Below are 25,209 nucleotides of genomic sequence, written 5' to 3'. Positions count from 1 at the left end.
GTTTACAGAGTGATGAATATCCTATCTTGCGGGACAGGATTTCATTATTAAACCTGGAGCAGGATTTCTCCCATGTTAAAGCAAAAAAAAATATCTCTGAGCGCGATCGCCGCTGGCCTGGCGCTGAGCGGATTGCTGGTCAGCACGTTTAGCCATGCGGCTGACACAAATGCTGCCTCACTGATGCCGGATATCAGTCAGAAAAAAATCCTCGTAGGCTACTGGCATAACTGGGGAATCAACCCGGAAGAGATAGACAAGGCGCGAGGCTATCAGGGCGGGCTGCCTTCTGATATGTCGCTGCGTGAAGTGCCAAAAGGTTACAACGTCGTCAATGTCGCATTCATGAAAGTCATGGATGGGCAGGGCGAGATCCCTACTTTCAAACCCTACAACGTGAGCGATGATGAGTTTCGCGCTCAGGTGGCCGAGCTGAACGAGCAGGGGCGCGCGGTGTTGATTTCACTGGGCGGCGCTGACGCGCACATTGCACTGACAGAAAAGCAGACTGATGCGCTCGCGGCGGAGATTATTCGCCTGACCGAAAAGTATGGTTTTGATGGACTTGATATCGACCTGGAGCAGACGGCCATTACCGCCGCTGAAAACAGTACGGTGATCCCGGCTGCGCTGAAAATGGTGCGCGCCCATTATCAGCAACAGGGCAAGCATTTCATTATCAGCATGGCACCAGAGTTCCCTTATCTTCAGGCTAATCGCGATGTGAACTACAAAGCCTACCTGAAAAATCTTGAGGGGGTGTATGACTTTATCGCCCCTCAGTATTACAACCAGGCGGGCGACGGCGTGAACATGATGACGCCTGAAGAAAAGAACGAAGTGGGCGAGTGGTGGCTACCACAGGAGTGGGGTACGGGCTATAGCGATCGCCAAAAAGAGCTTTTTCTTTACTATCTCACCGACAGCCTGGCAAACGGAACGCGTGGGTATGTGAAGATCCCGGCAAATAAGCTGGTGATGGGGCTTCCTGCTAACCCGGATGCCGCGGGCACCGGCTATGTGAAAGATGCGCAGAGTGTCTTCAACGCGCTTGCGCGGCTGGAAGCGAAAAATGAAGCGATCAAAGGCCTCATGACCTGGTCGGTTAACTGGGATAACGGCAACACGAAAAACGGCCAGCATTACGGCTATGAGTTTCTGACCCGCTATCAGAGCATTGTTGATGGCAGTCTGCCGGGTGGGGGCGACGACACGGATACCGAGGCGCCAACGCCAGTTAAGGACGTGCAGGCGACACTAACGGGACAGGCTGTTTCGCTCAGGTGGCCAGCATCTGAAGATAATACTGGCGTGGCGGGTTACGACATCTGGCGCGGTCTGGAAAAGATCGGCGATACCCGTGAACTTAGCTTTACCGACAGCCAAACTACGGCGGGGATGACCTACCGTTACACGGTTATTGCCTATGACGCCGCCGGTAACTACGCCGCCCCGAGCCAGCCGGTGACCGTTACCGTGCCTGAAAGTGACGGAGGCACTGGCGAAGAGGGCGGTCAGGGTGGCAACGTCATCGCGTTCACGCCGGGGACCGTCTATGCGGTGGGGGATAAAGTGCTCTATGAGGGCAAAGTTTACCGCTGTCAGATTGGCCATACCGGTGCCAGCCATTGGTCGCCGGATCGGGCCCTTAACTTGTGGGTAGCTGAATAACCTCTTTTTTAAACAGCATGGCTCCCTGGGGAGCCATGCTGTTGTGTTTTACAGGACAACGACTATGCAAACTTCTCTGGTTATTGCCAAACGCTATGACCGATTCTCTCGTCTTCTTCACTGGGTGGTCGCCGCTGTTATTATCTACGCGATGTGCATGGGCTATATTCTGCACGCGCTGGAAGGAACCCGCTGGTTTACCTTCTTTTCAGTGCTGAATATGTCGCTTGGCACTGTCGCTACGCCCATCATGATGGTGCGTTTTATCTGGCGCTTCTTCCGCCCTTCGGTGCCTTATCCGGCAACGGTAGCCGGGCGTAAAAAACAGCTCGTAGTGTTTATTCATGAGCTGTTTTATCTGACCATTATGGTTGTGCTGGTCAGCGGTTTTCTGATGCTGCAAAAAGATTACAACCTGTTTGGTCTGATACCGATTTCTCGCCCGATTACGATCGCCGAAGTGAATGCCTTTTTCTTTCAGGTGCATCGCTATAGCTGCATTCTGCTGGGCCTAATTCTGCTCGGGCATGTCGCAGCGGTAATGAAATACACTCTTAGCGGGCAGCGGGAGATCCTGCGGCGGATGCTGTAACAAAGAGGCTTACTCCCCCCATCAGATGCGCGGTGTTGCTGATCCTTTGAAACATCACCATCCCGCGCATCTGCTTTCCATGCAGCGTTTGCAGGATAACTTCCTGGGTAAAGCTGTTTCCATGTTGATGTGAATACCATGCGTGAAAGCGGGGCAGGAAAGGTGTATCGCAGTGAGCATCCAGTAGCGTCAGGGTGCTGAGCGTGTGTTCCTCATCGGGAAACAGCGCTTCAGTGCTGCCCTGCCAGTGGAGCTCCTCCTCCGGCATCGTGAGGCGAAACACGACGCTTGCACCGGTTTGCGAAAGGCGGGAAAGGAGAGCATTAGTGCTGGCTGCACGGGCCTGCTGGTGTTGGATCCAGCGGCGATATTGATATAAGCAGTTGGCAAGGATCGCCGAAAATACCAGATACCACTGCGCCTGCCAGATAGCCGGGATCAGATCGGGTGTCAGCGTGTAAAAAATGCCTTCCCGCTGCTGGGTCGCCAGTACCACAATCAGGTATTGAATGAGCAGCAGAAGACCAACGCAGCGCCCGGAGAGCGTAAAGACGCTCAGCAAGACCACCGTGGTTTGTACCAGCAGAAGGTTTAGCCCCTGCCAGAGCGTCGGCAGGAAAAAATAGCCCGTCACCAGCAAAAGCGTGTTCAAGGCAAGGAGAATACCTTCTCGCCAGTTAAAATCGCGTACTGGCGTTTTACACTCCCGCAGCAGCGGCAGAATGGCGAGTATCCCGGTTAATGCGGCCAGTACCCAGGATAAAAAATGCAGCGGCGCAATGGGATAACCAGACAGCAACAGGGCCAGATTGAGCAGCATACTGCCGCAAAAAATACTGAGTATTAATTGCAGGGGATAGATCAGTTCTCGAATAATCGGCTTGCGCGCAAAACGCAGCGCAGGCAGTTGCGTATTCAGACGAAAGACAGCCACGCACAGCGGAAAGATCGCGACATCGAAGAGGGCGAACAGGCTTGCCATCGTCAGCGGGCGGCCTATCCAGACGCCAACAAACACGTGCAGCAAGCCAGCGGTCACCAGCCACAGCGGCCACTCTCGTGGAGCCGTCAGCCATAACGCGGCGAAGAGCAGCGGCGCCGGGAGCCAGAGCGTGGTGGAGAGGCTCCAGCTATCCCGCGTGTGAAAGCTCAGGAATGCCAGCAGGGTATAGAGACCTGAAAAGGCCAGCCAGCGGATAATGTTGATAATCAGCGTCGTTCTCCCGTCGGGGGCGCTCAGCGTTATTCAGGTATTTATCATTTTAATCTCAATTAATTTATCGTCGCTATTGCTACGCTGGTATTTTTTAAAAAAGGGCTAACTATGGACTGGCAAAGCGACAAACTTGATTTCGCATCCCTGTGGTTTTCACTTTCTTCGCGTGCGGCAGAGCATGAGCAGGGAAGGGAGTGGCATATCGCGGCATTATTGTGGAAAGAGGCGGCGCAATATGCAAAAGCGCATCTGAATATTGAATGGGCGAACCTGCGCGGCGATTTTTGTGCCTTACGCGCCAACCGGCTGCCTAAATATAACGAATAGCCTCTACTATTATCGGATATTGCATGTCCCTCAGAGTGTTGAACCATGGCAGAGAGTGTAATACTCGTTTTTAGCGTTTTAGTGGGCGCCGTAATTGGCAGCTTTTGTAACGTCATTATCTATCGGCTCCCTTTGATTCTCCACGGTGAAGCACTCTCTTTATCGTGGCCTGCTTCCCACTGCCCCCACTGCAAACATCCCATTAAGTTTCGCCATAATGTTCCGCTGCTCGGCTGGCTGCTGCTGCGCGGGCGCTGCGCCAGCTGTGGCCAGGCGATCTCGTGGCGCTATCCGCTGGTAGAAGGGTTGATGGCTCTGCTGTATGGCGTGATTGTCTGGCAGCAGAGCATTACGCCGCAAAGCGTGTTTGATGTGCTGGCTGTGACATTTTTGCTGCCGCTGCTGTTTATCGACCTGCGCACCATGCTCTTACCCGATCGTCTGACGCTCCCCCTGCTGGCATTGTCATTATTGTTTGCCATCAGCGGCTATAGCCACGTGGCTCCGACGCAGGCATTGATAGCCGCTCTGCTGGGTTTTGGTGTGCCCTGGACGCTCTCTTTGCTGTTTCGTTTGTTGCGCGGTCATGAAGGTATGGGGATGGGAGATATGAAACTGCTGGCAGCGCTCGGTGCGTGGCTTGGCCCGCTGGCACTGCTGGATGTTTTTGTAGCCTCTACGCTGCTGGCACTACTTACAGCGTTGATTCTGCTGCGGATTAAACCCGGTCAACCGTTTCCTTTCGGCCCCTATCCGATTATCGCCGCGATAGGTTGGGTGGTGTTATACCGATAAAAAAGCGCCGGAAGGAAGGGGCGATTTCCGGCGCAAACATGATAACGAAAGTGTGGGTGGGGAATGATAGTGTGAGGCGCGGGTCCATGGAGACCCGGCCAGAGTTAACTTACTGTATTATTTGCATTTTGCTGGCATGTTTGCAGCGCCTTCTTTTTTCCAGACGCCCCACTCGCCATCGGAGCCAGGCTTAACGCCTCGGGTTTCCCAGCTGTTCAGCCAGATGTTGCCCTCATAGCTCACTTTTTCACAGGCCGCTTTGTAGGTCTTGTTGTGATCCCATGCTTTCACGTCGGTTTGCGCCGGGCGCAGCTTGATCACCTTCGTTGCCGTGGAGACTTTACCGGTATCAGGCGCCGTCACTTTCACCTGCAGCGTCACGTCCACATTGTCGGTATACGGATGTTTACCCATGAGGTTGGTGCTGAAGTTATTCGGTGACGAAATCTGAATCTTATCGGCGTGATTCAGTGCGGACCATTCCACTTTTGATCCCTTTAAGGAATCATCGTTTTTTGACACGACTGATGCGGCAATAACGTCACTGCCAACAATGGTGTCCTGGTTGTTGCCGGTATTGATCTGCACATCAGAAGCCTGCTGGGCTTCCTTCACGGTCACCGTGATATCGTCGGAATGGGCTTTGCCATTTTTGGCCGTCACCGTCAGGCGATAGGTCACCTTACCGATTTTGCCGGGCTTAATCAGCGCACGGGCTTTTGCCGTGTGAATAGTCTCATGCCAGCCGCCGCCATCTGCGTTCTGCAAAGTACCAATGTCCCCACCAGAGACGACAGTCCACTGATATTTATCTGCATTTTCACTTGCGGATCCATCAATGGCGTAACCACGGGATTCACTGTTGCTGGTGACGGTGAAGTCATTGCCTGCTTTGGCCTTCGGTGCGGTGCTATCCGCTTCTGCTTTGGCTTTCAGGGTGACGGTTTTGGAATCACTCACGTTTTTATCGTTGGTGACGGTCAGCTTCACATTTACGCTAAAGTCACTCTCAGGTTTAGCCTTCAGGCGGATGCTGGCTTTGGCACTGGTGCTGTTTTCCAGAACGACCTTGTCGGCATTGCTGGTGACGGACCAGCTGTACTTCAGCTCTTTCCCCGTAGAGGCGCTTCCGTCCAGCGACAGCGTGCTGGTCGACAGGTCATGGCTGGACGGCGTGACGCTGGCCACCGGTTTGGTGATCACTTCTCCGCCAAAATCGACGTCGATCATCTGATAAAATGCATTATCGGTATCACGCACGCGCCAGACAGCATAAATTTTCTGCTTACCTTCACGCTCCGGTACGTCACAGGTGTGTGTTTCGAAGCCTGTCGGAATCGATATATCGGCCGACGGGTTGCCTGGCGCATAGGTATAAACCTTATGGCAGAAAGGCTTATCTTCAAACATCGCTCTGGTCAGGCGTGAATCTGCACCCGGAAGCGAATGCCAGTCCGGCTTAGTGATGTAATAGGTAAAATAGGTGGTGCGGTGTTTAGCCGGTAAATGCCATTTAAACTGATGCGGACCCGCAGACATCGGGTTGTTATAGGTATTCTGCTTTTCGTCATCCAGCTTGCTGAATTCAGGGGTTGCCGTTGAGCCGCCGCTTCCCAGTTTGCCGTCCGGTGGGAACTGGAACAGCTGCTCGTTGGCGATCGGGGTTGGGCTCATATCGTTGCCAGCCGGAAGCTTCGGTGCTTCTACGGCGTCAGCAGGCCAGACGTTACTATGTTCGCCTTTATCATTCATCGGTGGGAAATGGATCACCGAACGGGATTTTGGCTCGAAAACATAACCATGCGCCAGCGCACCCGTGGAGTACAGGCCAACTAATGCCACGGCTAGCGCCGACGTAATGTTGTTCATCTTGAGTAATTTCAAAATAATCTTCCCTGAATTAATTGAAGGACACTTCTACGTGACTGATGGGGTTGCTCTCGTTGGCATAAACGCTATTCGACTGCGACTCATCGGGAGTAATTTCACCGTTGCTGTGCTGGAAACCCGCATGCAGATCGGGGTGCTGCTGGTTGATAGCCTGGGCGAGTACGTAGGACCAGTGGGCCTCTTCGCCCGCAAGGATGGTGACGCGGGTTTCCAGGGCTGGCAGTTCGGTTGCATCGTTAAAGAAGCGCGCACGAATCGTTTGCCCTTCAACGACCTTCACTTTCTCACCGTTGATCTTGCGCTCCAGTGAGCCAAGCGCTTTCATGCAGTTCTGGTGACCCTGTTCGCAGTTTGCCGCTGGCGGGGTCGTGGTGGCGTTGGCTGAAACGCTGACGCCCGCCCCAGCCAGTAAAGTGGCAAGGACAAAAGCAGATCCTGTTAATTTCATAAGTTCCCTTATTAATTACTGAACAATAACGAAAGGTAAATCTCACCTGCGGTGCAGGTAAAAAGGCGTTATTACCGTGTGATAACAGGGGGGGATAGTACCGAGAGGAGGTAACCGGCTTGAATAAGAGACGTCTCTGAGCCATTAAGAGTTGGGGAGCTCAGGCAGAGAAGAGAGACCTGTAATGTTGAAATTGGGGATAATGGCGTGATATGGGCAGGAAATGGACTTATAGAGTCAGGCGATCGCCTGGGCGATCACCTTTAACGATTTAGCCGTGACGCAGAATAACTGACAGGCTCTCTCACCTGTTCAAGGCGGAGTTCATTTAACCTTGCGTTTGAGAATCAACTGCTCATTGTTATTGCCGATTAATTTATAATTTTTAAATCTTCTCAGCACGAGCACGCCCGTTGCGATGGCAATCAGAGCGACAACAAGCGCAACGACTGGAATCGCGTATTCAGAAAGTATCGAATACATATCATCATGGGCCATTGCTCGGGTCTTGCCTTTTTCCAGTATTGAAACCACGTAATAGATTGAAAGACCAATTGCTGCCAACGCAACAGCCCAGGCCACATGGCCCACAGCCTGGAGTCTGACAGTTTTATTGACTAAATCACCTTCGATAACTATCGAGGATTGTTTATTCTTAACTGCCTCCAGTAACTCCTTTTCTGACTTCACTGTACTCATTTTGGCACCTTCATTTCATATTGTCTTTTCCAAAAATATGCGACTTTTTCATGTGAGTTGACGAACTCAGGGAATGATTAACCGCAAACCGGCGTGAATAACATCAGGGTTGTCAATTTGCGAGTCATTGGCCTCATAAATGGCACGCCACCGGGAGGTCGTCTTGTAATATTTCAGGGAGATGGATGACAGCGTCTCTCCAGCGACAACCCGGTGATAGCGTCTACCCGGGGCGTGCCCCTCTCCGTTGGAGCCTCCTGGTGCAGGAATATTTATCACCGATTCCAGATCGCAAAAAGTGCCGCCTGCGTTTCTTATTTTTTCAATAAATGTCGAAAGACCCGCAGCTGTTGTGGAGTGAATATCGTGCATCAGTACCAGACTTTCTTTTCGCCTGTTAATTTGATTAACACCATAATCTATCCAGCCATCCGGTTTTCTTTTCCAGTCTTCAGAATCAACATCCCAGAGGACTATCGTGTAACCAAGGGATTCTATAATCTTATTAATTCGACTATTCCGTGAGCCATAAGGTGGTCGAAGAATAAAGTCTGGATTCACATGCTGTGAGATCGCCCGTTCTGTTGAGGTTATTTCGTTGATGACATCCCGATCTGCGAGCGTGGTTAAATTTTTATGATTGAAGGTGTGGTTCCCAACCCGGTGGCCTTCCGCAGTCATTCGCTTCAACAGTTCCCCTTTTGCCTTTATCCTTTCCCCTAACACGAAAAAGGTGGCTTTAATTTTATACTTTTCCAGCGTGTCCAGTATACGGGGCGTGTTGTTTTGATGCGGGCCATCATCAAAGGTTAAATGTATTTTTTCCATTGTCATATCCTTAGCATTACATTATGTGTTAAGAAGTGGATAGCCCAGAGCCTTTGTCGGAATCGCAATTATTTCAGTTTATCCAGCTGTCCTTCTCTTAAGCACATCAAGGCATCTGTCGCCATAAATGCTTTGTGCAAACTCAGGATGATCAATAAACGGGTTGCGGTTCCCTTGTCGTTCGTAAATTCGGTTGTTGCGCTCACGTTCACGCGCCGAAACCGGATAATCATTATGCCATTGCAGTAATGTACAAAGCTTGCCCATCAAGGGAGAGTCTTTGGCCGTTTCGGTTTGATCAACGAGCATCAGATTAGGTACGTTCGAAACATCGTTGCCGTCATAACGAACATCCATATACATCATCATGCGGGCTACTGCGCCTTTTGCGTCATCTGCAGGTTCAAATGCTTGTTTTCCAACTTTATTATTTTTCAGTGTGATCACGGGTGAAGAAACAGTATCAAAGTCCAGATTTCCTCTTCTTTCATTGATAATGCGATAACTTGGACGAAGATGGTGAAGGTCTGTATAAGCAGTCATAGACTCCTTCTTAAAGCCATGACTTTTTGGCCATGTATGCTCGCGATTCCAGGCATAAGGGTCATTCTTTCCTTCCCCTCCAATTCGGTAAGGTTTGGGGACTGATTCACCCGCATATTGCACAATAATGTTACTGGTGTTGTCAGTATCTTCATCGATGTATTTCAGTTGATCCCACACTGCCTTATAGCTAAAAACCACCTGATTAGTAATAATGGAATTTAGTGCCTCATGCAGTTCTGTACCAGTCTTCCCCTTTGCATCGCTATAATAGTCTTCACTGAGCGTAATCAGCTGCTCTTCCTGTATTTCCTCCCCAGACCTGGTTCGTGCCACGATCGAAAATTTATATTTCCCAGGTTTTGCTTTTATTCCATGTGGATAATCTAGATTCATTACCGTAGGCACGTTAGGTTGTGACAACGCTGATGCAACCACGCTTGGCCCACTGCACTCTTCAGGATTAATATTTTCGCAGTGAATTTTTGCAGAAATTACCGCTTCCTTTGAGGTTGTGACGGTAAAGTTGAAACTGAATTTCCCCTCGCTATTAATCCATATTGTTTTATTAACATTGCTTACTTCAAGATGTAAATCTTCTTCTTCGGTCGCGTCATCGCAATGCGGGCGGGGCAGATTACCTGTGCCCGGAGTGCCATAGGCAATATTGCCGCCAGAGTAGACTACCCAGTCAGTGGGTATTGTCGATCCGGTGATACTTTTTCGGATAAGTGACGTGTTTTTAGCCGTAAGATCCCAGCCTGGTTTGGCCTTTTCCCAGGAGACCAGGTCAACAGATTTGTTATTGTGATAAAGCGCAACAAAATCTCCAGAATTACCTAATTTGACACTCATATTATCCATGTCAGGGAACCGGTCAAAAAGTTTTACGAATCCATTACGATCGTTTGTGATTGTTTTGTACTGGCCCGGTGCTATCTCACCACTTAATATATAAGCATCTTTATTGCCGTTGTTGTCCTGAATGCGATACTCTGCCAGGTCAATTACAGAACAGCTGGGGTTGTATATTTCAATGAACTCTCCACGCTCACCACCTGCAGGCAAAGAGGATAATGGTGAATGATAAAGTACTTCACTTAGTACCACTTCAGGGGAAGTTGTGGGTACACTCGAAAAAGAATAGCCAGGTAATGTTAAGAAAATAAAGCACAAGATATAATGCCGAATTTTTGCATTGCGGAATATTACTCCTTCTTTCATTTTTTTTGTCCTTTTCATAGTAAAAGTTAATTGATACCTGCAGAAAAATATCGTTTATTTTATTGTGTATCATCGCTTAAATAAATTCTAACGAAGTGAAGACGGTAACATGCAAGACCGTGATGAGAAATAATGGCCTGTCCAGTATTTTATGATTTTAAACTGAACTTGTAACGGAGTGTGTTTTCTTCGTGAGCATAATGTTTATATATTTTCGTCCGCTACGCAGCGTTATGCAGTACCAGCCATAAAGCCCTGTAGGGCTTATGGAATAACAACCTGAGTGGCAATTTCAACCAAAATGCTCGCAGTGAAGAAGAATGTATGTGATTGCAATACGATGTTTCTGACAGGGGTTGAGAAAAATCTCCTCAGGGAAATATAAGGCTGAAGCAGGGCTGAGTAATTTATGAAATAGCTGAGTATCCTGTTATACGGCGTCGCTTAACTGCTTCATTTGATGAGGGTCAGGCAATTTCATGAACATATCCTGAGTTCTGTATAGAGTTTAAGAATTATCTGGATCCTAATATGCATAACCAGGGAGTTTATTTAATAAGGGATGCGTCAAAATGCCCGGTCTTTCGCACTATTCTTTGCGTCAAAAATTATCCGTGTGGGTAATCCTCTTACATTATTTATTTTCCATTTTTTTGCTTACGGTGCCTCCCGTTGCGCGGGCGCAAACTGAACCTCGTGAAAAGGTTGAAACAGAAAGCAATCAACCCCTGCGGGATAAAATGGCCGGCATGTGGGGAAGCGCCCAACAAAACGGTGCCGGTGATGCGCTGCGCGGCGCGGCAAACAGCGAAGTGAATGCCGCGTTAACGCAGGAGGTGGAAGGTGGGCACGGCGGTGTGATTCGCTACACCTCCTCCAGCACGGCGATCGCGACCGTGGAGCCTGGCAGTGGGCTGGTGAACCCAACGCATCGGGGGGATGTCACCATCACCGCGACGGAAACATCCCCTGTCGATCCTGAGCATGTACTGAGTTCCGCCAGCTATCACCTCACCGTTACGGCGGGCGATTTTGCGCCTTCCGTCGAGGACGTTGCCATCGCGGGTGAAATGTCTCCCGGCGAAATCCTGACGGGGAGCTACCGCTATAAAAACAATGAAGGGGAAGATGAAGATCTTAAGCAAACCCGGCTACGGTGGTATGACGCGGACTCAGGCGTGGTGCTGAAGGAAGGTCACGCAGATGAAAAGGATAGCGCGTCGTATGAGGTACAAACGCGTGATATGACCCGCAGCGTGGTCTTCGAGGTCACTCCGGTCAACAAAAAAGGGATCCCGGGGGAAAGCGGGACGGCGAAAATTGCCGGTAGCGCAGCGATTACCCTGCGTATCGATCATCTGCTGTCGCCTGGCGAGATCCGGCGTGACGGCAGCGTGAAGTTCTTCGAAGAGAGTCACGGTGCGCTGCGGCTGGCAGCAGAGGTAAAAGACGGGCAGGATGCTCCCCTGGCCGGGCAGATGGTTTACTGGCAGAGCAGGAACTCGCTTGGCTCGCTGTCACAAAACAGCGTGCTCACTGACGGGCGCGGCCGGGCGCTGGTAGAAATAGAAGACATCATGGCGGATGGAGAGGATGAAATTACGGCCTCGCTGAGCCCGCCAGGCGGGATCCAGAGCCAAAGTGCCACCACCAATGATAGCGTTAAGCAGGAGAAGATGGCGCTGGTTGTCGATTTTGCCCACCCGCTTGCCATTCGTTTTGTGGCATCGCCCGAGCGTGCTGAAGTTGCCACGGAGAAGACGTTCACCGTTGAAGTGACCGACCAGGATGGTAAACCTCTCACGGTTGAGAAAAACGTCACCTGGAGCAGTAACGGTGAAAGCCTCAGCAGCAAGACAGATAGTGAGGGAAGGGCATCCATTGCGCTCACCGCACCGCAAAAAACCACAGAGAAGTGGGTGGTGAGCGCCACGGTGGACGACGTCAGTAGCCCTTCAGAACCGGTACTCCTTGACCCGGGGGCAGTGGCAAAAGTCGTCCTGGACGTTCCGGAAAGTGCGGTTGCAGGCAGTGCGGATAAAACCGTCAGTGCTCAACTGTATGACCGATTTGATAACGCGGTTACCAGCCGTAAACAGGCGATCGCCTGGCGGATTGAAGGGAGCCAGTTCCGGGAAACGCCCACCGGAGACAGCGATGAGCACGGTAATGTCAGTGCAACCGTCGTTATGCCTCAAAAAGCACCCTCGCAGGTGAAGGTCTATGCCGGTGATGAGCAGAAAATCATAAACGTGAATGCCGGGAAGGTTGATCGCATCGAGCTTACAGGCTCGCCGGATACGCTGAATGCCAATGGGAGCAGTACCTCGACGCTGACCGCCATCGCACTGGATGAGCACAACAATGGCGTGCCGGACGCTCCCGTAACGTGGACGCTACTCACGCAGCAGTTTGGCGCGCTGAGTAAAGCGATTGAAAAAACGGATGCGGACGGGAAAGCGACGGCAACATTTACTACCGCATCAGCAGGCGGCAATGCACAAATTGAGGTCGACATTGACGGCCAAAAACAGACGACGCAGCTGACGCTCAACGGTTATCCGGTACCCCGGAGGTGGGGCAGACCCTGAGGGCGGAATACACCTTCACGGCAAACGGATCGGGTTCGGATGCCTCCACCTGGCAGTGGCAGTGGAAAGATGGTCAGACCTGGAGGAATGTCGCTGGCGGCACGGCAAGAACGTTTACGTTGCCGGACAGCTATGCGGGCTATGACGTGCGGGTGGCCGTAACGCCTAAAGGTTCAGGGCAGTCCGTGCCCGGTACTGAGGTCTTTAGTAATGCTATTACCGTAAGATCTAAGCCAGTGCCTTTTGTAACAAACCTGGGTTACAGCGGTAAAACCGGGGCCTGTAACAGAATAACGGCAACCTACACTTACAATGCTAATGGCGGTGCATCCGAAGGCAACACTATATTTCAGTGGAAATGGGGAAGCACCGTTGTTTCCAACGTTCAGGGCGTTACGTTAGGCTATTGGGGGGAAGTCACACTTTATGTGACGCCCGTTAATAAAGACGGTATCAGAGGAAAGACGGAATCAAAAACGTTTAAAAATACTGGTTCAAGCACCTGCGACTGGTAAACACGTTAGTCCAGTCTAATGTGATATCCATACACCAGGGGGGATTTCCCCCCTGAAACCTTACCGGTTTAACGTTTTAGATATGGATTATTTGAATATTACCCTGCTGGGTAGGGGGTTACGAAAAGGAGGCTAGCATCCATGAATAATGTCTATCCTGAAAAGCAAGCATCAATACTCATTGGTGATGCAGCCATGTATTTATCCTTGCGTGGCATGAGCATTGATCATGTTTCTCTCAGTCATTATCTGAGTAAAAAGCTGGAGTATGCCCGGAGTATTGATGATTGCTTGTATGCTGAGGTAATTTGCCTGGCACTTTCAATGTTGAAGGATAACGCGAAGTCAACTGAAGAGTGCTGCTGCAAATATAAAAAGTAGCTAGAGAAATCTATCGATTAACGGTATGACCTTTTATTGCGTTTTCAGTCCTGCCTTCTGCTGTATCGGGCAATTTTGAGTTCTTCAGCAAAATCTAACGCTTCTTTATAATCAAAATTACGCGTCTTTGCATTATGCCTGCCGGGTAGCGGGGCAGGGATTTTCACTCCGAACAGCTCTCCCGTCGTCATAAGCGCATAAACTAATTCAGCCTCGGTGACGCCGGCCAGCTGCGCGAGTACATGTGTCTTAATACAGAAACTTAATTTCACTTTCAATTCTCCTTTTGCAAAATGACACTAAAAGAAAACGGATGAATTTCATGAGATGTCGAAACGCTATGACTTACTCAGGCTATTCACCCTCATTTCATTTCGGTAAAAATCAATAATATCGTCGAGGTTTGGACCCATGAAATTCATGGCGTCAATGGATTCACGCCAGCACGAGAGCGATTCATTCGCTTTTACGTACCATGGATGCTGCTCTTCCTGAGCGAAATGACCCGTAACTAAAACAAGCATATCGGGCTTGATTCTTCTGATGAACTCCAGATATTTCACCAGATGCATCCTCGTGCCAAACGTATCAGCATCGATAATGCATAGCATTCTGCTTTTGGCGATAAAGTAACAGCGTGCTATTTCCGTTAGCCCTTTTTCGAATAAAAAAGAGTTCGTTCGAACGCAAACCCGAATTTTTACATGGCTGTGTTTAACCGATTCTTCCATCATAAGTCTCGCTCAGTAGGGGCAATATATACGATGGCTTTCAAGTCTACTGTTTCAGTCTGAATGCTGACAAGACAACATGTAAATTATTCAGAATAAAATGAGGTGGTACTGATATTCTGCAAGAAAGGATTTATTGTTGAGTTGTGAAATAAAAATTAATTAATCCTGATTTCATTTGTACGTGTATTTTACTGGCTGGATGTTTCAGGTATGGTCATTCCTGCGTGAACTTGTTGCTTTTTATTTCATCAAAGAGGGTTTCTCATGACAAAGACCGTTGTTGCTTTAGCAATGCTTAGTATTTTCTCAACAGCATCAGTATATGCCAGTGACTATGCGCGAATGATGAATATCGAAAACCCTGATCATCTGAAAATCAGAGTGAATAATGCTACCTATGAGGAAGGTTACAGTAATGATTTTATTCCTCATCTCTGGTTTGGTAATGAAGATAACGGCGTGATGAAGGTTGTTGTTGATAATGGCGTGGTGTTGGATGAATCCATTGAAAACGGTCTTAACTGTAACTATGCCATGATTGTTAGTAAAGATAATGGTGTCAACTTACAGGCAAACGGGAAAAACTGTAGTTATAAGCAAAAGAATTACCGTTCCGTTAACTCGCCTGTGGTGACCATTATTAATGATTCATCTTTAAATCTGCTCCCCTATTTTTCTGTTAACGGGAATGACTTTTTTGCCGCCCGCGGCTCTATTATCCCCAACGGGATCCGAATGTTCACCGGAGATAGTGGTACCTGGAAAAAACAGAGTGTGCGCCACGGTGATAGCCTGAAAGTGAAGTTGAGCTACACGCTGGCAGAATCAGGTTCACAAAGAGAAGTTGTGTGCCCGTCTCTGGACGCGTTAACTGAAAACCGGCTTTATCGTCTTCAGGGCGGAGAACAGAATGCGCTCTGTGTCCTCGAAAGTAACGAGATTCAGATTCAACACGATCGTATCGTGGCCGGATGGAACAAGCCCCTGACCAAAGCAGAGCTTCTGCAGCGGATCGACGCAACCGCCGCAGATGATGACGTCATCATTGATATGCCAGATGATAAATACAGAGCGCTCTATACCCAGCCGGGCGAATATAAAATCCCGCTGAAAGCAGGGGACGCAAAAGCGACAATTACCTTAGTGGTTATCAAAGGGACAATTCCCGTCTCGCAGTAAAACGGACATACGTTAGTGAAAAGCTGAGAAGACTGTCAGGCAACATCTCACAGAGCATGTTGCCTGACACATTGGGCATCAAGGATGTGCCGTTATTTTCTGCTCGCCTGAATGTACCTCACTCTCCAGTTTGTGTATCCCAGCACATCGAGAGTGATGGTAAATAGCGTGACCGCGCAGGCCTCGTGGGTAAGGAAATGACATATTTTTATTCCTAATCATTCCATTAACGACCACAGGCGGCAGGTAACGGTGCCTGTAGATCGCTTTCCACCTGAAATTTCCAGTCGTAATACGTTTTTGCATCGGCAAACTGCTTTGGATCATGACGAAATCCGGTTTTTTTTCGCGGCGTGCCTTTTCCGAGACTGCGTACGCCAATCCAGCGCCCCTGCGGGTCGAGGATCATTCCCCAGTTTTTACTTCCCGTTAGCGGGTCGGCGTAGTGCTGGCGCAGATGATAAAGTGGTTTTCGCCCGCGTTTATCGGTAAGCAACTGTTCAAAACGCACCGGGAAGCAGCCATCACCGTTGCCGCGGTAGGCTTGTATCGCCGCGCGGATTTGATCCCCGCGGGATAAAAGCTCTGCCTCCTGCTGTTCCTGATAACGCATCTGCACCTCGTCGCGACTTTTCAGCAGCGACAGCGCCAACGTGGAGAGCGCAATCAACAGCAGGAGATAGGTAAAACCTCCCTGTCGTTTAATAGAATGCATCACCCTGTTCCTGCCCGGGTTTGGGTGGCGTCTCGACGTCAATAATTTGCCCTTCGTCATCGGTCTTTGCTTCCCAGATATCGCGGCGATTGGTTACCGGATCCAGCGGCATCTGGCGCAGATAACCGGCCTCTATCAGATCCTCAAGGCTGTATGGCCCCGCCAGGCGATCGCGGCGGTAGTGATCGATCGCGCTGCGCAGGGTATGCAGGTTGTGCTCGCGTACCACCTCTTTGGCTTTATCCGCGTGCTGGAAAAAACGTGGAGCAACCAGCGTCATTAATGTGGCGATGATCGCCATCACCACCAGCAGCTCGATGAGCGTAAAGCCTTTTTCACCATTGCGCATAGGGCACTCCATTCAGACCGCTGATCGTACTGGTACTACTGACGTCAAACACATCTTTGCCGCCGCCGCTGAAATCGCCGGGCGGCTGTGTGGATGCGCGTAACCGCCAGGTCTCTTCGTCGTTTTTTCCGTCGCAATCACACATCGGATCGCGCGGAATATGGCGCAAAAAGTAGATCATCGCGCCAGTAGGTGACGACTTATCCCGGACGCCTTCCACCAGACTTTTTAGTGACGGCGGGTATCCCGATTCGCTGGTTTTTTTCTCAATGCGTCCCTCCACACTCGCCTGATGATAGCGGTCAATAGCATCGCGCAGCGTCCGTAGCGACTCGCTTAGCTGCGTCTCCTGCTGCCGCTGGTGATAGTTACGCATCAGCGGCGCGGCGGCGGCGGCAAGCGTGCCGAGTAGCGCCAGCGTGACGATCATCTCAATCAGGGTAAAACCGCGCTGGCGCTGCATTACGATGCTCCATTTCCCGTTTCTGACGTATCGATGATCGGCGGTGGTAGCGTTGCCGCCCGGTCCGGGAAATGGGCTGGAGGCGCAAGCGCTGGTGCGGTGAACCCACTGCCGGGCTCGTCGCGTTGCAGGTCGCGCAACTGAATGCTATCGCCCGTTAAATCGTCGCTTCCCATCTCAATGGTACTGACGTGGCTGCCGGGTAAATCGAGGTTGCGTTCAATGGTCGGCGTAATCAACAGCACAACCTCGGTGCGCTCTTTGTTGTCGGTATTGCTGCTAAACAGGCGACCCAGTCCAGGAATATCGCTCAATAAAGGCGTCCCTTTTTGGGTACTGGTTTCGTCCTGCTTAATCAGCCCTGCCAGCATCTGGGTTTCGCCGTTCATGCTGCTGAGGGTGGTATTGGCTTCGCGTTTGGTCGTGCGGTAATACTTTGCGCCGTTCTCTCCGGGCTCCTCGGCGCCCAGGGCGCTGAGCGTAAACTTCACTTCCATCGAGATATTGTCATCCATACTGACTTCCGGCGTGACTTCCAGCTTCAGGCCGACATCCTGATAATCCACTTTCTGTTGTGAGATCCCGTCATTCACGGTGGTGGTCAGCACCGGTATGGTTTGACCAATATCGACCAGCGCTTTTTTATTGTTTTTCACCCGGATCCGCGGGTTTGCCAGGACTCTGGCATTGCTCAACACCTTTTTCATGTCAATGGTCATGTTGTCGATATCGACCATGATATTTTTGGCGTTCAGATCGCCAATGGGGATCCCGCTCCCCTTTAAATCACCGTCCTTACTTTTGGCAAAGCCCGCGCTGATGGCCTGCGGCAGCTTCACGCCAAGCGCTTCAAGATCGTTGGTATTCACTTCCAGCACCTCGACGGCCAGCGTGACCTCCGCTTCAGGGCGATCGAGCGTCACTAACAGACGCTCCGCTTTTTCCACGCTCTCTTTTGGCCCGCGCAGGGTGACGGAGTTGGTTCGTTCATCAACGTGCACATCCTTCAGCTTGACCATATTGCGCAGGGCAACATTGACCTCTTTCGCTTTCGCGTAGCCCAGGAAGATGGTTTTGACGACTACGTCGCGATAGATCTTCTCCTTTTGCGCGGTAGCGGGGTAGATGAGTAACGTATTGCTGTTCAGTACTTTTTTACGCAGGTTATTCGACAATAACAGGACGTTGATGGCATCTTCCGCGGTGGTGCGTTTGGCGATCAGGCTGCCGGTGGTGCTGGATGAAATATCTTTGTCAAAGATGATATTTACCCCGGTCATCTGGCTGATGGTGTTAAAGATGGCCAGCAGGCTGTGTTCGCGAAAATTAAGCGAAATGGTTTTTTGTAGCTCCCGGTTCAGCCGTTGTTCTGGCTGGTTGATCCGCGCGACCTCGCGCATCAGGTGATCGCGCAGGGCGCGTGCCTGTGGCCAGTTAGGATCTTCTTCCAGCACCTGCTGGATTTTGTGCAACGCGCGCGCCGGATCGCGGGTGCTGTTAGCCACCGCGTCTCTGTACAACGCGTCCAGCGCCCGACGGGCGTCGAGTTTGCGTAACCCCTGCAAGGCGCGCAGGTTGCCTGGCTCATAGGTGAGCGCATCGCGCCACATCTGTGCCGCCTGGGTGTAGTTGTTCTGACGCACCGCGAGATCGGCGTTTTTCAGATAGTCATTCACCAGCTTTTTGCTGATGTCAGCCTGCTCGGCGCGAAGCGCGATATCCTGCGGACTCGCGATGCGCTGTTGGTCAATTTCCTTCAGTCGCTTAATCAATACCGGCGGAGAGGCGGTGACCGATTCCCGGACCGGAGGCGTCGTCGTACGTTGCGCACAGCCGCTCACGAACGCGCATGACAACAAAAAAGTGAGAGCAATTATTTTCTTCATAATTAGTGTGTCGGTTCCGATTGCAGCTCATCCAGTTCCAGGCGTTGCTGGATATGGCTGGGCTGCCATTCAAACAGGAGGTGGTCGTTCGCCACCGCTTTTAACATCCAGTCGTCGATCGGCGAACTGCCGATCCAGATCTTGCCGTCTGCTTTACAGCGTTCGCACACCGGCCAGGTCTCTTTGCCATCCGTCAGCACAATGATCCTTTGACGGTTTTCCCACCAGGCACCAAGTACCTGTAGCGGTAGCGGCGGCGCGGCAGGTTGCGCCTTTTCTGCCCGCTCGCTTTCCGGCTTTTTTTCTGCCGCGTCTTGCGCTCTGTTACGCAGTGTTGAAAAGAGATCGATGCGCGTTGAGTGCGCCGTCTCCTGTTTTGCCGGTGCGGGCCGTGGGCGCGAGACAGGCTGCACCTGGTGCGGCGCTTGCGACACCTCTTCCCCGGCAACCAGACTCCAGATCGTCGCGCCGGCGGTCAGCACCAGCGCCAGCTGTAAATAGCGCGGCAGTTTCATGGCGACTCCTTCAACAGACGAAGTTGTACGGTGGCGCTGAGCTGGGTGTCCGATGGGCCTGCGCGGCGCAGGCTTAGCTGCTCAATGCGTAACGGCAAGGTGCGACTGAGCTGCTCCAGTGCGTCAACCAGCGGCAGATATTCACCGCGCAGCGGAATATCCAGACGTAGCGCCGTTTTGCCGTCGTCTTTTTCCAGCTGATAGCGACTGGCGTCGACCTTCAGCCCGCGGCTCCTGAACTGGGTAAAAAGGAGCCTTACCTGCTGATATTCTCCAGGGCTGATGCGGCTTTGCAGTTCAGGCTGTTGTTTATCCAGTGGCAGCGCGGTCTGTAGCTGTGCATGGATCCGGGCAAGGTTCTCCTGCAGCTGAATGGTGTGCGGCCGGACAGCCCCAAGCCACAACACCAGCAACCCTGCGGGCAGCCCGGTGAGCAACAGCGGGATCGTTCCGATGCGTCCGGCAAGCAATGCGGCCTGCCAGCGCAATACGGCGGACTTATTCTGAAACCGCATGCTGCTCCTCCGCCGTAACGTTGACGTCGAGCACCGCGTTAATCGGCCAGGCAGGATCGCCCTGCGCCGACTGGCGATGGTTTTCCAGCACCACGCGCGCGGGTAACTGCTGTAGTCGCTCGCTAAAGGCGAGCAGGGCGTCAAGATTGCTGGCAGCCACCGTGAGGCGCGCGTCGTATTTGCTGGCAGTGACTTCAATGCTCAGGAGCGCAATATCGGGCGTCAGTACGCTGCCGATGTTGTCCAGCAGTTTGATGGCCGGTGGAACGGCCTGCAGTTGCTGAGACAGACGCAATCGCCGCTGTTCGGCTTCACGCAACTGGCGCAGCACCTGCTGACGTTCTGCAAGCTGCTGCTGCGCCCGGGACGTCTGTAGCTCAAGGTGCTGGTGCTGGAGCAGGCCATACGTCACGGTGACGGCGAGCGGTACACAGAGGAGGCTGGTTAATAACAACGCGCGTGAGGCCCACGGGGAGTTACGCGTAAACAGCGGTGTCATGTGGTCTCTCCTGTAGCGCTAATTCCTGATGGTGCTCACCGTCGGTATGAATGACGTAGCCAGGACAATCCCGCATTCCGCTTAGCCGGGCGATAACCCGCAACTGGGCGTCCATCTCCTGCTGTGGCAGAGTGAGCGTCCAGACGTCGCGCCAGTTGTGATGCTGACGGCTGGCAATCCGGCTATGGTGGGGACTCATTGCCACAAACAGGCCGTTTTCCGGTAGTGCGTGGCTGAAGTGGTTAAACAGCTTTTGAAACGGGGTGATAACACCGCGAAAACGCAGCCGCTCCCTGCGCGCCAGCGCGCCAAGCATTTGCCAGCAAGATTGTTTCAGGCAGGCGGCCATCGCCGACTGCTGCCAGTCAAGGGTCTCAAAGCGTACCTGCCACTCGACGGGAGGACTCACGCGATGAACCGCCTGCTGCCGGGCAAGCTGGAGCAGCTCCTGCGGTGTGGTTACGCCGTCATGCCAGAGCTGAATTAAAAACGTCAGATCGTCGGTATCGAGGTGAAATTCCACCGCATCACGCCAGGGTAAGACGGACGGACGCAGGCGCAGTAGCGTTTCGAGCGCGGCCTCAAGGGGGGCATCGGGCTGGCGTTCATGCGTGGCGATCACCATATTGTTGCGGCGCAATCGCACGGCATGGGGCCAGATGTCGCACTGCCAGGTATTAGTGAGTGATAACACGATTCACCTCCTCCCAGGTGGTTTTGCCTTCGACCACGGCGCGCAACGCGATGGTCGAGAGCGGAACAAAACCGTCATTCAGCGCCACTTCCTTTAATTTGCGGCGGGGCGAGCGGGCCAGCATCGCCTCTTTCATCGCGTCGCTGAAATGCAACACTTCCGCCAGCGCCAGCCTGCCGCGATAACCGCTGTCGCGGCAGGTATCGCAGCCCCGGCCTCGTCGCCAGCGGGGGGAAAGCTGCTGCAGCGGGCCGGATTGCCACGCCGCGAGAAGATCATCTGCGGGCGTGGCGTCATCAATGCAGTCCGGGCAGATCTGGCGTACCAGCCGCTGCGCCACCACGCCGTTGAGAGCGGTGATCAGGCTGGCGGGTTCTACCTGCATATATAAAAAACGTTCCAGGACGCTAAAGACATCGTTGGCGTGAACCGAGGAGAGCACGACGTGGCCGGTGAGCGCTGCCTGGACGGCAATGCCGGCGGTTTCGCCATCGCGGATCTCACCCACCAGGATGATGTCCGGGTCGTGACGCAAAATGGCACGCAACCCACGGGCGAAGGTGAGCCCTTTTTTATCGTTTACCGGAATTTGCAGTACGCTGTTGAGCTGATACTCCACGGGATCTTCAATGGTGATGATTTTGCATTCGCCGCTGTTGAGTTCGCTGAGTGCCGAGTAGAGGGTGGTGGATTTCCCGCTTCCCGTTGGCCCGGTCACGAGCACCATGCCGTGGGGCAGATGGGTCAACTGACGAATGGCATCCAGCGTGTGTTCATCAAAGCCGAGCGTCTCCAGACGCAGGTTCTGATCGTGAGATTTATCCAACACGCGCAGCACGGCATCCTCACCGTAGACCCCCGGCATAATGGAGACGCGAAAATCAACGGGACGCTGGAGGATTAACGCCTTAAAGCGTCCGTCCTGAGGCGTGCGTCGCTCGGAAATGTCCATGCAGCTTAATACTTTAAGACGGGAGATAACCTGTTCCGCCTGCTGAAGCCCGGCGCAGTGGCGAATGCTATGCAAGACGCCATCGATGCGGTACTTCACCATTAGCCCGTCTGCTACGGCGCAAAGATGAATATCGCTGGCGCGGCTTTGCAGGGCATCAAATAGCGTGGCGTTGACCAGCTTAATGACGGCATGGGGTTCGCTGGCGATGGCCGCAGGGGTTATCTCCAGCCATCGCGCCTCTTTATTCTCGTCACTCTGTTGCTGCTCTAACTGATCGAGCGTGCGTTGTTGTTTTGCCAGTTCATCAAGCCGGGCGTTGAGCCGGGAAAGTGGGGCCAGCGCGGGAAGGGCGTTCATGTTATAGGCCCACTGGCGTAGAGCCAGCGAAAACGGATCGCCCAGCGCAACGTGGAGTTGACCGTTAACACGCAGCGGCAGTGCACGCTGACTGAGGGATTCGGTCAGCGGTACGCTATTGAAATCCTCTTCACCGTCGACAAGGAGTGCGGGTGAGAGCGGCGTAAGCCCCAGGGCTTCGGCGGCGCCTTCTAACGCGTCGGGAATACTGTCCAGCAGTTCCGCCAGTGCCTGAAGGCGCTGCTCTTCTGGCAGGTCGAAAAGGGGTTCTACAGATGGTGAGTGAGACATTATTGCAATCCTCCTGCCAGTTCAAAAATGGGCATGTACAGTAAAAACACGACGAGCCCAACGATGCCGCCAACGACCATCATCAGAATCGGTTCAAAAATTTTGCTAAAGGTTTCAATCGCGCGTTCCAGCGATTCATCATAAAAAGCCGCGATCCGCTCGCACATCGCAGGCAGTTCACCGCTGCGTTCGCCGACCTGGAGCAGGCGGCTGGCGACCGGAGTCGTCATCTGTTGGGCTTCCAGCATGCGGGATAGCGACTCACCGGCGGCGACGTCGCGGATAACCTGTTCAACCTGCTGCCGATGGCTGGTGGGCAGGATTTCCCGGCTCAGCATTAATGCATCAGGCGCGGGAAGGCCGCCCTGCAACAGCAGGCCCAGCGTGCGGTAGAAACGCACCAGCACTGAAAGCTGATGCTGCTGGCGTAACGCAGGAATGCGTAGCAACACACCGAGCGCTCGCTGGCGCAGGCGCGGGCTACGAACTGCCATCACGATGCCTGCGACCGCTACCGCACATCCGGCCAGCAGAAGTGAACCGTGACTCTGCGTCAGGCGCCCCCACCAGAGGATTAGCTGCGCGCTGGCGGACGGGTTCTTCATTCCATCAAACACCACGGAAAATCGCGGAATAATAAAGCCGAGCAGAAAGAACAGAATCGCTCCCCCGGCGGAGAGCACAATTGTCGGGTAGAGCAGGGTTGATTTAATCCGCTTGCGCAGAATTTCCATTCTGGATTCGTAAAACTGAAAACGCTTCAGCGCTTCGGGTAAGTGTCCGGTTTGCTCTGAAGAGGCAACGGTATTAATCAGCAGAGGTGGAAATAGCGCAGGTAACGCCATCATGGCGTGAGACAGCTGTGCCCCTTCGTAGAGCTTTTTAACCAGCGTATCCAGGACCAGCGAGGTGCCACCGTCGCGGCTACTTTCGCGCAGCGCTTCGACGGCCTCGACCACGACCAGCCCGGCCTCCAGCAGGGCGATAAGCTCCTGCAAAAACAGATTTAATGGAAAGCGTTTCTCCTTACGGGCGGGGCGTTCCTGCACCTGTAAAACAATGCCGCCGCTGGCAATAATGCGGGCGCTGGCATCATCAGGTGACGCGGCAAGCACGGTCTGATTGACGCGTTTCCCCCCCTGGAGGATGGTGACGATATATGGTTTCATTTTGGCGACAGTGTATGGCTCTGCCTTTTAAGGCGGGCATAATGCGGAGCCACTTTTTTTATATATTGTTGACGAAGCGCGCGGCGCTGCGGGGTATTTGCCGTTCCGGCGTTATAAGCCCCCACAGCGTCCCAGGTATAACCAAAGCGCTGGATTTGACCTGCCAGGATCCAGGCGCCGGTCATGACACTTTGGCAAGGATCGTTAAGCAGATCTTTTTGACTAATACGAAATTTACGTAGCGTATCGAAGTGAATGCTGTTGATTTGCATCAGACCGACATCCATTGAGCCATCACGGTTTTTGTTGATGGCTCGGGTATCGCCGTTGGATTCCACTATCGCTATCGCCTGTAATAGCTCTGGCTCAATGCCGTAACGTTCTCCTGCCATTTGCCAGCAATCGGCACGGCAGGAAAATACGCTGAAGATAAACAGCGAATATAAGGACAGGCGTAGCATTTTCAGAATCCGTACGTGACAGGCTTACCGTCTTTACCACCGGAAGTAATTTCGACTTCATTAATGGCGTCTTTTGTCCGCGAGGGGTTATGAAACTGATAGGGATTTCCCCAGGGGTCTAACGGCACATGCTGGCTGAGATAAGGGCCATTCCAGTTTTGCACGTTGGACGGTTTCTCGGTCAGTGCTTTCAGCCCTTGCGTTTCACTTGGATAACTGCCGGTGTCGAGGCGATATTGCCCTAGTGCCTCAGCAAGTGAGCGCATCTGTCGGGCAGCGGTTTTCTCTTTAGCCGAGTCGACATTGGAGAAGACCTTAGGTCCGACAAACCCTGCCAGCAGCGCAATAATCATCAGTACGACCAGCAATTCAAGCAGGGTGAAACCACCCTGTTTTCGCATCACGTTTGTTGCGTATTTCATTGAGAGCGTCCTTATTGGATATAAGTTGTGATTAATTTCTGAATTTTCCCTGAAAAAAGCGTGGGCACATAGGTATGCCATCTTTTTTAAGTAGTGAAGATGGGAAAGTTAAATAAAGAAGCGTCTTACAGGATGCGAGAATTTTCTCGATTTGTCGTTGAGGAATTTATTATAAATACGGGAGATATCTCTGATTGATTTCGTATGTGTAAATAATGGCAGATGTCCTGCGGCGGAATAAATATAAATGGCGCGGACTTTTTTAGCAAAAGATATTTCTTATTT

At 52.1% G+C, this 25,209-nt stretch carries 28 protein-coding genes; 8 read left to right on the top strand and 20 right to left on the bottom strand.

What is annotated here, in order from left to right; translation table 11 throughout:
• Positions 1-72 precede the first annotated feature (72 nt).
• Positions 73-1,671 carry a glycosyl hydrolase family 18 protein gene (locus tag PYW49_RS09185; protein WP_320386290.1) on the top strand — a complete coding sequence of 533 codons (1,599 nt, stop codon included), beginning with the start codon at positions 73-75 and terminating at the stop codon, positions 1,669-1,671.
• A gap of 64 nt (positions 1,672-1,735) precedes the next feature.
• Complete coding sequence (locus PYW49_RS09180; RefSeq protein WP_134349001.1) at positions 1,736-2,263, top strand: cytochrome b; 528 nt, start codon at positions 1,736-1,738, stop codon at positions 2,261-2,263.
• Here the strand turns inward: PYW49_RS09180 and PYW49_RS09175 are convergent.
• Complete coding sequence (locus PYW49_RS09175) at positions 2,226-3,302, bottom strand: hypothetical protein (RefSeq protein WP_320386289.1); 1,077 nt, start codon at positions 3,300-3,302, stop codon at positions 2,226-2,228. The genes PYW49_RS09180 and PYW49_RS09175 overlap by 38 nt on opposite strands.
• A 285-nt stretch (positions 3,303-3,587) precedes the next feature.
• Between PYW49_RS09175 and PYW49_RS09170 the strand changes: the two genes are divergently transcribed.
• Positions 3,588-3,806: an ANR family transcriptional regulator gene (locus tag PYW49_RS09170; protein ID WP_134349003.1), complete on the top strand. Its 219-nt coding sequence runs from the start codon at positions 3,588-3,590 to the stop codon at positions 3,804-3,806.
• Between the two features lie 45 nt (positions 3,807-3,851).
• Entirely contained in the window at positions 3,852-4,601 is a 750-nt protein-coding gene (locus PYW49_RS09165) for a prepilin peptidase (protein ID WP_320386288.1), read from the top strand.
• A gap of 117 nt (positions 4,602-4,718) precedes the next feature.
• On the opposite strand, the gene PYW49_RS09160 is transcribed toward PYW49_RS09165, so the two are convergent.
• The 5 genes from PYW49_RS09160 to PYW49_RS09140 all read right to left on the bottom strand — a co-directional run bounded on the left by PYW49_RS09160 (position 4,719) and on the right by PYW49_RS09140 (position 10,233).
• Positions 4,719-6,485, bottom strand: coding sequence for a lytic polysaccharide monooxygenase (locus PYW49_RS09160; RefSeq protein WP_320386287.1), 1,767 nt, complete (start codon positions 6,483-6,485; stop codon positions 4,719-4,721).
• 16 nt (positions 6,486-6,501) lie between these two features.
• Complete coding sequence (locus PYW49_RS09155) at positions 6,502-6,939, bottom strand: hypothetical protein (RefSeq protein ID WP_320386286.1); 438 nt, start codon at positions 6,937-6,939, stop codon at positions 6,502-6,504.
• Between the two features lie 324 nt (positions 6,940-7,263).
• Positions 7,264-7,638: a hypothetical protein gene (locus tag PYW49_RS09150; RefSeq protein WP_320386285.1), complete on the bottom strand. Its 375-nt coding sequence runs from the start codon at positions 7,636-7,638 to the stop codon at positions 7,264-7,266.
• A gap of 66 nt (positions 7,639-7,704) precedes the next feature.
• The gene (locus PYW49_RS09145; RefSeq protein WP_320386284.1) at positions 7,705-8,466 is read right to left on the bottom strand and encodes a polysaccharide deacetylase family protein; all 762 of its coding nucleotides are present in this window, start codon (positions 8,464-8,466) and stop codon (positions 7,705-7,707) included.
• A 78-nt stretch (positions 8,467-8,544) separates the two neighbouring features.
• Complete coding sequence (locus tag PYW49_RS09140) at positions 8,545-10,233, bottom strand: endonuclease (RefSeq protein ID WP_320386283.1); 1,689 nt, start codon at positions 10,231-10,233, stop codon at positions 8,545-8,547.
• Between the two features lie 740 nt (positions 10,234-10,973).
• On the opposite strand from PYW49_RS09140, the gene PYW49_RS09135 reads away from it, so the two are divergent.
• From PYW49_RS09135 to PYW49_RS09125, 3 genes are all read left to right on the top strand, one after another.
• Positions 10,974-12,824 carry an Ig-like domain-containing protein gene (locus PYW49_RS09135; protein WP_320386282.1) on the top strand — a complete coding sequence of 617 codons (1,851 nt, stop codon included), beginning with the start codon at positions 10,974-10,976 and terminating at the stop codon, positions 12,822-12,824.
• Complete coding sequence (locus tag PYW49_RS09130) at positions 12,809-13,339, top strand: hypothetical protein (protein WP_320386281.1); 531 nt, start codon at positions 12,809-12,811, stop codon at positions 13,337-13,339. The genes PYW49_RS09135 and PYW49_RS09130 overlap by 16 nt, the downstream gene beginning before the upstream one ends.
• 141 nt (positions 13,340-13,480) lie before the next feature.
• Complete coding sequence (locus PYW49_RS09125) at positions 13,481-13,720, top strand: hypothetical protein (RefSeq protein ID WP_134349011.1); 240 nt, start codon at positions 13,481-13,483, stop codon at positions 13,718-13,720.
• Positions 13,721-13,764: 44 nt separating this feature from the next.
• On the opposite strand, the gene PYW49_RS09120 is transcribed toward PYW49_RS09125, so the two are convergent.
• Both PYW49_RS09120 and PYW49_RS09115 read right to left on the bottom strand, forming a co-directional pair.
• On the bottom strand, positions 13,765-13,992 hold the full coding sequence (locus PYW49_RS09120) for a hypothetical protein (protein WP_134349012.1): 228 nt from the start codon (positions 13,990-13,992) through the stop codon (positions 13,765-13,767).
• A gap of 66 nt (positions 13,993-14,058) precedes the next feature.
• Positions 14,059-14,454, bottom strand: coding sequence for a hypothetical protein (locus tag PYW49_RS09115; protein ID WP_320386280.1), 396 nt, complete (start codon positions 14,452-14,454; stop codon positions 14,059-14,061).
• Positions 14,455-14,718: 264 nt separating this feature from the next.
• On the opposite strand from PYW49_RS09115, the gene PYW49_RS09110 reads away from it, so the two are divergent.
• Positions 14,719-15,633, top strand: a complete 915-nt coding sequence (locus PYW49_RS09110) for a hypothetical protein (RefSeq protein WP_320386279.1) — start codon at positions 14,719-14,721, stop codon at positions 15,631-15,633.
• 226 nt (positions 15,634-15,859) lie between these two features.
• On the opposite strand, the gene PYW49_RS09105 is transcribed toward PYW49_RS09110, so the two are convergent.
• Genes PYW49_RS09105 through gspG form a run of 12 tightly spaced genes read right to left on the bottom strand, consistent with a single transcriptional unit; the run spans position 15,860 to position 24,924 of the window.
• Positions 15,860-16,348 (bottom strand): type II secretion system protein, encoded by a 489-nt coding sequence (locus tag PYW49_RS09105; protein ID WP_134349015.1) that lies wholly within the window; start codon positions 16,346-16,348, stop codon positions 15,860-15,862.
• Positions 16,335-16,697, bottom strand: a complete 363-nt coding sequence (locus tag PYW49_RS09100; RefSeq protein ID WP_134349016.1) for a type II secretion system protein — start codon at positions 16,695-16,697, stop codon at positions 16,335-16,337. Before PYW49_RS09100 ends, PYW49_RS09105 begins: the two co-directional genes overlap by 14 nt.
• Positions 16,684-17,160, bottom strand: coding sequence for a type II secretion system protein (locus PYW49_RS09095; protein WP_320386278.1), 477 nt, complete (start codon positions 17,158-17,160; stop codon positions 16,684-16,686). The genes PYW49_RS09100 and PYW49_RS09095 overlap by 14 nt, the downstream gene beginning before the upstream one ends.
• Positions 17,160-19,001, bottom strand: a complete 1,842-nt coding sequence (locus PYW49_RS09090; RefSeq protein ID WP_286164325.1) for a secretin N-terminal domain-containing protein — start codon at positions 18,999-19,001, stop codon at positions 17,160-17,162. Before PYW49_RS09090 ends, PYW49_RS09095 begins: the two co-directional genes overlap by 1 nt.
• A 47-nt stretch (positions 19,002-19,048) precedes the next feature.
• Entirely contained in the window at positions 19,049-19,561 is a 513-nt protein-coding gene (locus PYW49_RS09085) for a hypothetical protein (RefSeq protein WP_134349019.1), read from the bottom strand.
• Positions 19,558-20,076: a hypothetical protein gene (locus tag PYW49_RS09080; RefSeq protein ID WP_134349020.1), complete on the bottom strand. Its 519-nt coding sequence runs from the start codon at positions 20,074-20,076 to the stop codon at positions 19,558-19,560. Before PYW49_RS09080 ends, PYW49_RS09085 begins: the two co-directional genes overlap by 4 nt.
• The gene (locus PYW49_RS09075) at positions 20,060-20,575 is read right to left on the bottom strand and encodes a hypothetical protein (protein WP_320386277.1); all 516 of its coding nucleotides are present in this window, start codon (positions 20,573-20,575) and stop codon (positions 20,060-20,062) included. Before PYW49_RS09075 ends, PYW49_RS09080 begins: the two co-directional genes overlap by 17 nt.
• Positions 20,553-21,269: a hypothetical protein gene (locus PYW49_RS09070; RefSeq protein WP_320386276.1), complete on the bottom strand. Its 717-nt coding sequence runs from the start codon at positions 21,267-21,269 to the stop codon at positions 20,553-20,555. Before PYW49_RS09070 ends, PYW49_RS09075 begins: the two co-directional genes overlap by 23 nt.
• Entirely contained in the window at positions 21,253-22,872 is a 1,620-nt protein-coding gene (locus PYW49_RS09065) for a GspE/PulE family protein (RefSeq protein WP_320386275.1), read from the bottom strand. The genes PYW49_RS09070 and PYW49_RS09065 overlap by 17 nt, the downstream gene beginning before the upstream one ends.
• On the bottom strand, positions 22,872-24,041 hold the full coding sequence (locus tag PYW49_RS09060) for a type II secretion system F family protein (protein ID WP_320386274.1): 1,170 nt from the start codon (positions 24,039-24,041) through the stop codon (positions 22,872-22,874). Before PYW49_RS09060 ends, PYW49_RS09065 begins: the two co-directional genes overlap by 1 nt.
• Entirely contained in the window at positions 24,038-24,502 is a 465-nt protein-coding gene (locus tag PYW49_RS09055; RefSeq protein WP_134349025.1) for a lytic transglycosylase domain-containing protein, read from the bottom strand. Before PYW49_RS09055 ends, PYW49_RS09060 begins: the two co-directional genes overlap by 4 nt.
• 2 nt (positions 24,503-24,504) lie before the next feature.
• Positions 24,505-24,924 carry a type II secretion system major pseudopilin GspG gene (gene gspG, locus PYW49_RS09050; protein WP_134349026.1) on the bottom strand — a complete coding sequence of 140 codons (420 nt, stop codon included), beginning with the start codon at positions 24,922-24,924 and terminating at the stop codon, positions 24,505-24,507.
• Between the last annotated feature and the right edge of the window lie 285 nt (positions 24,925-25,209).

The sequence above is a fragment of the Enterobacter chinensis genome (assembly GCF_034008295.1).
Lineage (GTDB): Bacteria > Pseudomonadota > Gammaproteobacteria > Enterobacterales > Enterobacteriaceae > Enterobacter > Enterobacter chinensis.
The sequence above is the reverse complement of the archived record's forward strand: the minus strand, read 5'-3'. Positions and strand labels throughout refer to the sequence as shown.